General features: G+C 74.3%; 7 protein-coding genes and 1 pseudogene. 4 read left to right on the forward strand and 4 right to left on the reverse strand.

The window, feature by feature from the left end; translation table 11 throughout:
* Nucleotides 1-309: methyltransferase domain-containing protein (locus tag RIF68_RS24245; RefSeq protein ID WP_309053414.1), on the reverse strand; the 309-nt coding region annotated here is incomplete at its 3' end.
* Between the two features lie 197 nt (nucleotides 310-506).
* Here RIF68_RS24245 and RIF68_RS24250 point away from each other — a divergent pair.
* The 3 genes from RIF68_RS24250 (at nucleotide 507) to secD (ending at nucleotide 3860) form a co-directional block, all read left to right on the forward strand.
* Entirely contained in the window at nucleotides 507-791 is a 285-nt protein-coding gene (locus RIF68_RS24250; protein ID WP_309053415.1) for a DUF427 domain-containing protein, read from the forward strand.
* 201 nt (nucleotides 792-992) lie between these two features.
* Nucleotides 993-1418 carry a hypothetical protein gene (locus RIF68_RS24255; RefSeq protein ID WP_309053416.1) on the forward strand — a complete coding sequence of 142 codons (426 nt, stop codon included), beginning with the start codon at nucleotides 993-995 and terminating at the stop codon, nucleotides 1416-1418.
* A 144-nt stretch (nucleotides 1419-1562) separates the two neighbouring features.
* Nucleotides 1563-3860: a protein translocase subunit SecD gene (gene secD / locus RIF68_RS24260; protein ID WP_309053417.1), complete on the forward strand. Its 2298-nt coding sequence runs from the start codon at nucleotides 1563-1565 to the stop codon at nucleotides 3858-3860.
* A gap of 156 nt (nucleotides 3861-4016) precedes the next feature.
* Here the strand turns inward: secD and RIF68_RS24265 are convergent, their stop codons facing one another.
* The 3 genes from RIF68_RS24265 to RIF68_RS24275 all read right to left on the reverse strand — a co-directional run bounded on the left by RIF68_RS24265 (nucleotide 4017) and on the right by RIF68_RS24275 (nucleotide 5683).
* Nucleotides 4017-4565 (reverse strand): HAD domain-containing protein, encoded by a 549-nt coding sequence (locus tag RIF68_RS24265; protein ID WP_309053418.1) that lies wholly within the window; start codon nucleotides 4563-4565, stop codon nucleotides 4017-4019.
* Nucleotides 4566-4592: 27 nt separating this feature from the next.
* Entirely contained in the window at nucleotides 4593-5093 is a 501-nt protein-coding gene (locus RIF68_RS24270) for a hypothetical protein (RefSeq protein ID WP_309053419.1), read from the reverse strand.
* A gap of 200 nt (nucleotides 5094-5293) precedes the next feature.
* A complete protein-coding gene (locus tag RIF68_RS24275; RefSeq protein WP_309053420.1) occupies nucleotides 5294-5683 on the reverse strand; it encodes a cupin in 390 nt (129 codons plus the stop codon).
* A gap of 138 nt (nucleotides 5684-5821) precedes the next feature.
* Between RIF68_RS24275 and RIF68_RS24280 the strand changes: the two are divergent.
* Nucleotides 5822-6021, forward strand: a pseudogene (locus RIF68_RS24280) (hypothetical protein); the annotation flags it as partial.

Genomic DNA, 6021 nt, shown 5'->3' on the forward strand with positions numbered 1-6021 from the left:
GGCGTCGCCGACCAGGAACCGGCCCGGAAGGCCGGCGGCGGCCAGCTTGGCCCGGGCCGCCTCCACCATGCGGGGTGCGAGGTCGACACCGGTCACCCGGTGCCCGGCCCCGGCCAGGAGTGCGGATAGCGAGCCGGTGCCGCAGCCGACGTCCAGTACGTCGGCCGGGGCGGACGGCAGACAACGGGACAGCAGGTCCGCCCAGGCGGCCCGGGTCTCCGGTGCCCGCAGGCCGTGGTCGGGTTCGTCGTCGAAGTCGCGGGCGGCGGCGTCCCAGTAGGCGGTGATGGCGGCGGTGGGGTGCGTCATGCGGTGATCCTCGCAGCCACCACCGACAAGCCGGGGCGACGGAACTTCCACGGCACGGGCCTCGGTGCCCGGAGCCGTACGGGGACCGGGCCGAGGTCCGTAAGGGCCGGGGGCGGACCGGGTACCACGTCGGGCCTGCGGAGTGGATTTCGCGGGGCGCGGGACGCCGGCCGCCCCGCTCTGTGAGGATGAGTGCCATGCCGAAAGCAGTGTGGAAGGACATCGTCATCGCCGAGAGCGAGGACACGGTCGTCGTCGAGGGCAATCACTACTTCCCCCGGGCCTCGTTGCGCGAGGACGTTCTGCGCGACTCCGACACGCACACCACGTGTCCGTGGAAGGGAAGGGCGTCGTACTACGCCCTGGAGCACGCCGGGGAGCGCAGCGAGGACGCCGTCTGGTTCTACCCCGATCCGAAGGACGCCGCCGCCATGGTGCGCGGTCGGGTCGCCTTCTGGAAGGACGTCGAAGTCGTCGACTGAGCCGCGCGGCAGACCCGCCGCCTGAGTCAAACGCCCCGCACCGCTCGGGGCAGGCCGTCCCGGGTCCCCGCGACCGGGCCGCCGGCCACCTCGTCACGAACCCGTCGGGCACCCCGGGGGACGTCTTGTCGATCAGTCCGGCAGGATGGACGACACACCCCCTGGGCTGGGGGACTCCACGAGCGACGGGAAGGAGGCGGCATGGGGCGCGCCACGCGTTTCCTCGGTCGTCTTCTGCCCGGGCTGCTGTGCGCCCTCTGGTCGCTGCTGATGGTGGCCCCCGTCTCCGGGAGCACGGCGGGCGTCCTGCCGGTCCCGCACTCCGCGGTCGCCTCCCTCGCCGTTCTCCCGGCGCCCGGAGGCGACCCGTTCACCGCTCACGCCGGGCCCGGCGCCGCCGACGCGGCGCCCGAGGTCTCCTCGTCCGCCGTCGCCGAACTGCCTCCGGTGGTGGAGCACTCCGTACGCTTCCCTGCGCCGCCGATGGCTCCGCCCGTGGTGCGGCGGGGGCCGGACGTGCCCTCGCGGGGCACGGTCGCGGGTGAGGCGCGCCGGGAGCGGGCGCCGCCCGGGGGTTCGTACGGTTCACGGGTTCCGCGCGGGCCCCCCTCCACCCGGCACAGCTGACGTTTCCGGCGCCGCTGTCGTCCGGGCCCTCGGTGTGTCCGGGCCCGGGATGTCCTGACGGTCGCGCGCTTCCGACCTGTCCGCCGGCACCGGCGCACCGAGCAGACGCCGTGCGCCCCGTGCCGCGCCGCCCGTGGAGTTCCCATGTCTTTTCCCGTCGCGCTCCGGCGCGCGCTGCTCGCGCTCGTCGTCGTCGCGCTCTCCCTCTGGACCGCCCTGACCACGCCGCCCCGTCTCGGGCTCGACCTCCGGGGCGGCACCCGTATCGTTCTCGAAACCCAGCACACCCCCAGGGTCCGCGCCGACGCCGCGGCCACCGAGCGCACGCTGGAGGTGTTGCGCAAGCGGGTCGACGGGCTCGGTGTGGCCGAGCCGTCGCTCGCGCGGTCCGGCGAGCGCCGGATCGTGGTGGAGCTTCCGGGCCTGCGCGACCCCCGGGAGGCCGCCGAGGTGATCGGCCGTACCGCCCAGCTGACCGTGCACGCCGTCACCGCGACCGCTGCCACCCCTGAGGCGCCCGCCGCGAAGAACGGCCGGGTCCTCGCCGATCCGGACGCGCCCGGTGCCTTCCTCGCCCTGTCCGCGCCGGCGCTCACAGGTGAGGGGGTGAAGAGCGCCGAGGCCGTCCTCGACGCGGCCGGCGGCCGCGGCTGGACCGTCGACCTCGCCTTCCGGGACAAGGCGGCGGACGAGTGGGCGCGCCTGACCGGCAAGGCGGCCTGCGCGCCGGCCGGAGATCCCGCGCGGAGGGTCGCGATCGTCCTCGACGACCGGATCGTGTCCGCGCCCGGTGTGGAGGCCGGCGTGCCGTGCGGTTCGGGCATCGTCGGCGGGTCCACGCAGATCACGGGCGGCTTCTCCGCCGACGAGGCCCGGGATCTCGCCGCGCTCGTGGAGGGCGGCGCGCTGCCCGTGCCCGTGACCACGGTCGAGCAGAGCACCGTGGGGCCGACCCTCGGCGCCGAGGCGATCCGGGCCAGTCTGCTCGCCGCGCTCATCGGCCTGGCCTGCACGGGCGTCTTCGTCATCGCCGTCTACCGGCTCCTGGGCCTGCTCGCCACGCTCGCCCTGCTGCTGTACGGACTGATCTCGTACGCCGCCGTGCTCGCCCTCGGCGCCACGCTCACCCTTCCCGGGCTCGCCGGGTTCGTCCTCGCGATCGGCATCGCCGTGGACGCCAATGTGCTCGTCTTCGAGCGGGCGAGGGAGGAGTACGGGGCCCTGGGCCGGACCGCCGCGCGGGACCCCCGGCGGCCGGTGACGGCGGCCTTCGGCAAGGTGTGGAGTGCCGTCGCCGACGCCAACGTCACCACGCTCCTCGCCGCCGGACTCCTCTTCGCCTTCGCGACCGGGCCGGTGAAGGGCTTCGGTGTGACGCTCGCGATCGGTGTCGTGGCGTCGATGCTCACCGCGATGGTGATCACCCGGATCTTCGCCGACCGTGCGCTGGCGCTGCCGGCGGTGCGCCGCCGGCCGTCCCTCACCGGTATGGCCACGCCCGGGCGCCTGCGGACCCGGCTCACCCGGCGGGTTCCCCGCCTGATGGCGCGCCGCCGCCGGTGGTTCGCGGCGAGTGCCGGGCTGTTGCTGCTCGCCATGGCCGGGATCGCGGCCCGGGGCGTGGAGTTCGGTGTGGAGTTCACGGGCGGCCGGGTCGTGCAGTACGCGGCCGTCCACCCCGTCGACGCCGACGAGGCGCGCTCGGCCGTGGCCGCCGCCGGGTTCCCGGACGCCGTCGTCCGGACCACGGGCGACGGGGACCGGGAGGTGTCCGTGCGTGTCCGGCAGACCGGGGACGCCGAACAGGACGAGATCCGGCGGGCCGTCGCGAGCGTGGCCGGGCCGGTCTCGGTCGAGCGGGACGAGCGCGTCGGGCCGAGTCTCGGCGGCGAGCTGCGGACCCAGGCGTTCGTCGCGCTCGGTCTCGGTGTCCTCGCGCAGTTGGTGTATCTGAGCGTACGGTTCCGCTGGACGTACGCGGTGTCGGCCGTGGCGGCGATGGCGCAGGACGTCCTGCTCGTGATCGGTCTGTTCGCCTGGCTCGGCAAGCCCGTGGACAGCGTCTTCCTCGCGGCACTGCTCACCGTGGTCGGCTATTCGGTGAACGACTCCGTGGTGGTCCTGGACCGGCTGCGCGAGCTGCGGCGCAAGGGCGGCCGCGTTCCGCAGGCCGACCTCGCGGACCGGGCGGTCGCCCAGACCCTGCCGCGTACGGTCAACACCGGTATGGGGGCACTGTTCGTGCTGGTGGCGCTCGCCGTCCTCGGTGGGGACTCGTTGACGGACTTCTCCGTCGCGCTTCTCGCGGGCGTGGTCCTGGGCATGGCGTCGACGGTGTTCACGACGCTGCCCCTGGCGGTCTTCCTGGAAGACCGGCACCCGGCGCCGGTGCGGGTCCGGCCGTCCGTACGGGAGCGTGCGGGGTCGGGGGCCGTCGTCTGACGTGACGGGTGGGGGCGGCGTGCGTCCGGGGCGAACGGGCCCGCGACGGGGGCGGTTCCGGCGGCCGGGGTGACGGCGGGGCAGGCGGGACCCGGGCCCCGGGGAGGCCTGATCTCGCGTCAGACCTCCCCGGGGACCTGTACGTTCGTGCCCCCGCTACGCGGTCCGGCGGTCGTCCCCGTCCACCTGCGGCTGCCGCCGGAACCAGGCGCCGACCGCCGCGTAGTCGTCCTCGGTGAGACCGACGCGGGCGTCGACGCGGTGCAGGAGGGCGGGTCCCCGGTGGTGGGCGGCCACCCACGCCCGGTCCGCGTCCCTGATCTCGTCGTCGACCCATACGAACGGCCGCCCCGCCGCGTGTGTGACGAGGGCGCGGGTCTTCCAGTGGAGTCCCGCGCGTTCGTCCTGCTCGTCGAGGGAGGACGGCTCCGGCCAGGTGATCACGGGAAGGGGTGCGAGACCGAGCAGGGGGGCAAGGCACTCGTTCGCGTCCTGCATCCAGGTCGTGGCCCAGACGATCGCACACGGAAGCGCCGCCAGTTTCTCTCCGTGCGCGGGGTCCAGGCGGGTCAGCAGCGGGTTCGCGGCGGCTGCCGGCACATGGCCGGTGCGGAAGGACGGATACCGTCCGCTTTCCGCCCCGAACGGGATGAGCGGACCGTCGACGTCGAGGAACAGCAGGGGAAGCCACCGGGGATCAGTCATGTCGGTCCAGGGTAACGAACGCGCGGGTCAGGTCGTCGTGGAGGTGATCCGCCAGGCGATCATGCCGGTGGATCCCGGTGTTCCCGTCACGGAGAGCGGCAGTTGCGCGGGGGCGTGGTCGACGCGGTGGCGCACGGGCACGGTGTCGCACGGCGCGGGCGGGAAGGCGGTGCGGTCGATGACGACGGTGACGGTTCCGGTTCCGGCGCAGGCGACGGAGACCGTGTAGGACGTACCCCGGGTGAGCGGGGAGCGGTGGTGCACGCCGTCACGGACGCGTTCGAGTCCGGATTCCACGAAGGCCGGGTCCTCCTCGGGGGCCGCCGTCTCCAGGGCGGCTCCGGCGCGGGCGCCCTGGGTGAGTTCGGTGGCCGCCGTCGTCGGCTGCTGCCCGTCCCGCCGTTGCGCCGAGGCAGCCGGGGAACTGGGCCGCCCCGGGTCCGGGGAGGTCTCGGTGGTGCAGGCGGTGGCCAGGGCGGTGAGGAGGACAAGGGCCGAGGCGGTGGTCGCGCGTGTTCCGGAGCGCATGGTTTCCCCCGTGGTGACGTCCGTGCGAGGCCACCCGCCAGGTCGGTGAGGTGGTCGTAGGGGGAACGTATCCGGGGGCGTGGGGGCGGCAGGCGCAGAGCGCGATCTTCTGAGGGAGATCTGAGGTCCGGTCCGCCGGAGCGCACCCGGCCCGGCGGGGAAGGCCGGGCCGGGTGCGGAGCCCGTCGGTGAAGGCGCGGTCAGGCTTCGGTGCGCTGTTCGAGGCGGCTGCCGTGGGGCAGGGTCAGGGACATGATGTCGCTGGGGGCGTCCAGGGCGATGCGGTGCCAGCGGCCCCGGGGCACGATCACCGCCGTCCCCGGGGTGAGTTCGACGCCCTCCTCCCGGTCGCCCGGGTGCTCCGGGCGGAGGAGGAGGCGGATGCCTCCGGTGAGGCAGGAGACGACTTCGTCCGCCTCGGTGTGGATCTCCCAGTGGTCGCCGTGGACGTCGGCGTCGTTCTCGACGTGGAAGGTCATCAGCTGCCAGCCGTCCCGCTCCGGGTCGAACACCGGCTGTTCGGCGCGCACCCGGCCGTCGGGGCGGATGTGGAGGAAGGAGGAGTAGAGGTCGATCGGGGTCACGGTCATGGTGGTGGCTTTCCTCGTCGGATCGGCGTGGGGGCGGCGCCCGGTCGTCAGTGTGGCGGCGGATGCCCGGCCCGGGCTTGGACAAATGTCGTCCCCGGCAGGGCACTTGGTGTCCGCGGCGGCTCGTAACCTGGGCGCATGGGATCTGCCGATTCGGTTCAGGGCGCCGCGGCGCGGTGGGACATCTCCACCCCGGCCGGGCCGGTGCGGCTGCCGGGGGTCGCCATGGCCGGTTTCCGCGACCGGAGCGGGGAGGAGCTCGACCTGCGGGTGGTGCCGTTTCCGGCGGTCACGGTGGTCGTGGACTTCGGTGAGGGGCTGCTCGTCGACGACGACGG

Origin of the sequence: Streptomyces sp., assembly GCF_031178505.1 — a bacterium.
GTDB lineage: Bacteria > Actinomycetota > Actinomycetes > Streptomycetales > Streptomycetaceae > Streptomyces > Streptomyces gulbargensis.

Coding starts and splice junctions, on each gene's coding strand:
- RIF68_RS24250 (WP_309053415.1), top strand. CDS start 507: ATGCCGAAAGCAGTGTGGAAGGACATCGTCATCGCCGAGAGCGAGGAC.
- RIF68_RS24255 (WP_309053416.1), top strand. CDS start 993: ATGGGGCGCGCCACGCGTTTCCTCGGTCGTCTTCTGCCCGGGCTGCTG.
- secD (WP_309053417.1), top strand. CDS start 1,563: ATGTCTTTTCCCGTCGCGCTCCGGCGCGCGCTGCTCGCGCTCGTCGTC.
- RIF68_RS24265 (WP_309053418.1), bottom strand. CDS start 4,565: ATGACTGATCCCCGGTGGCTTCCCCTGCTGTTCCTCGACGTCGACGGT.
- RIF68_RS24270 (WP_309053419.1), bottom strand. CDS start 5,093: ATGCGCTCCGGAACACGCGCGACCACCGCCTCGGCCCTTGTCCTCCTC.
- RIF68_RS24275 (WP_309053420.1), bottom strand. CDS start 5,683: ATGACCGTGACCCCGATCGACCTCTACTCCTCCTTCCTCCACATCCGC.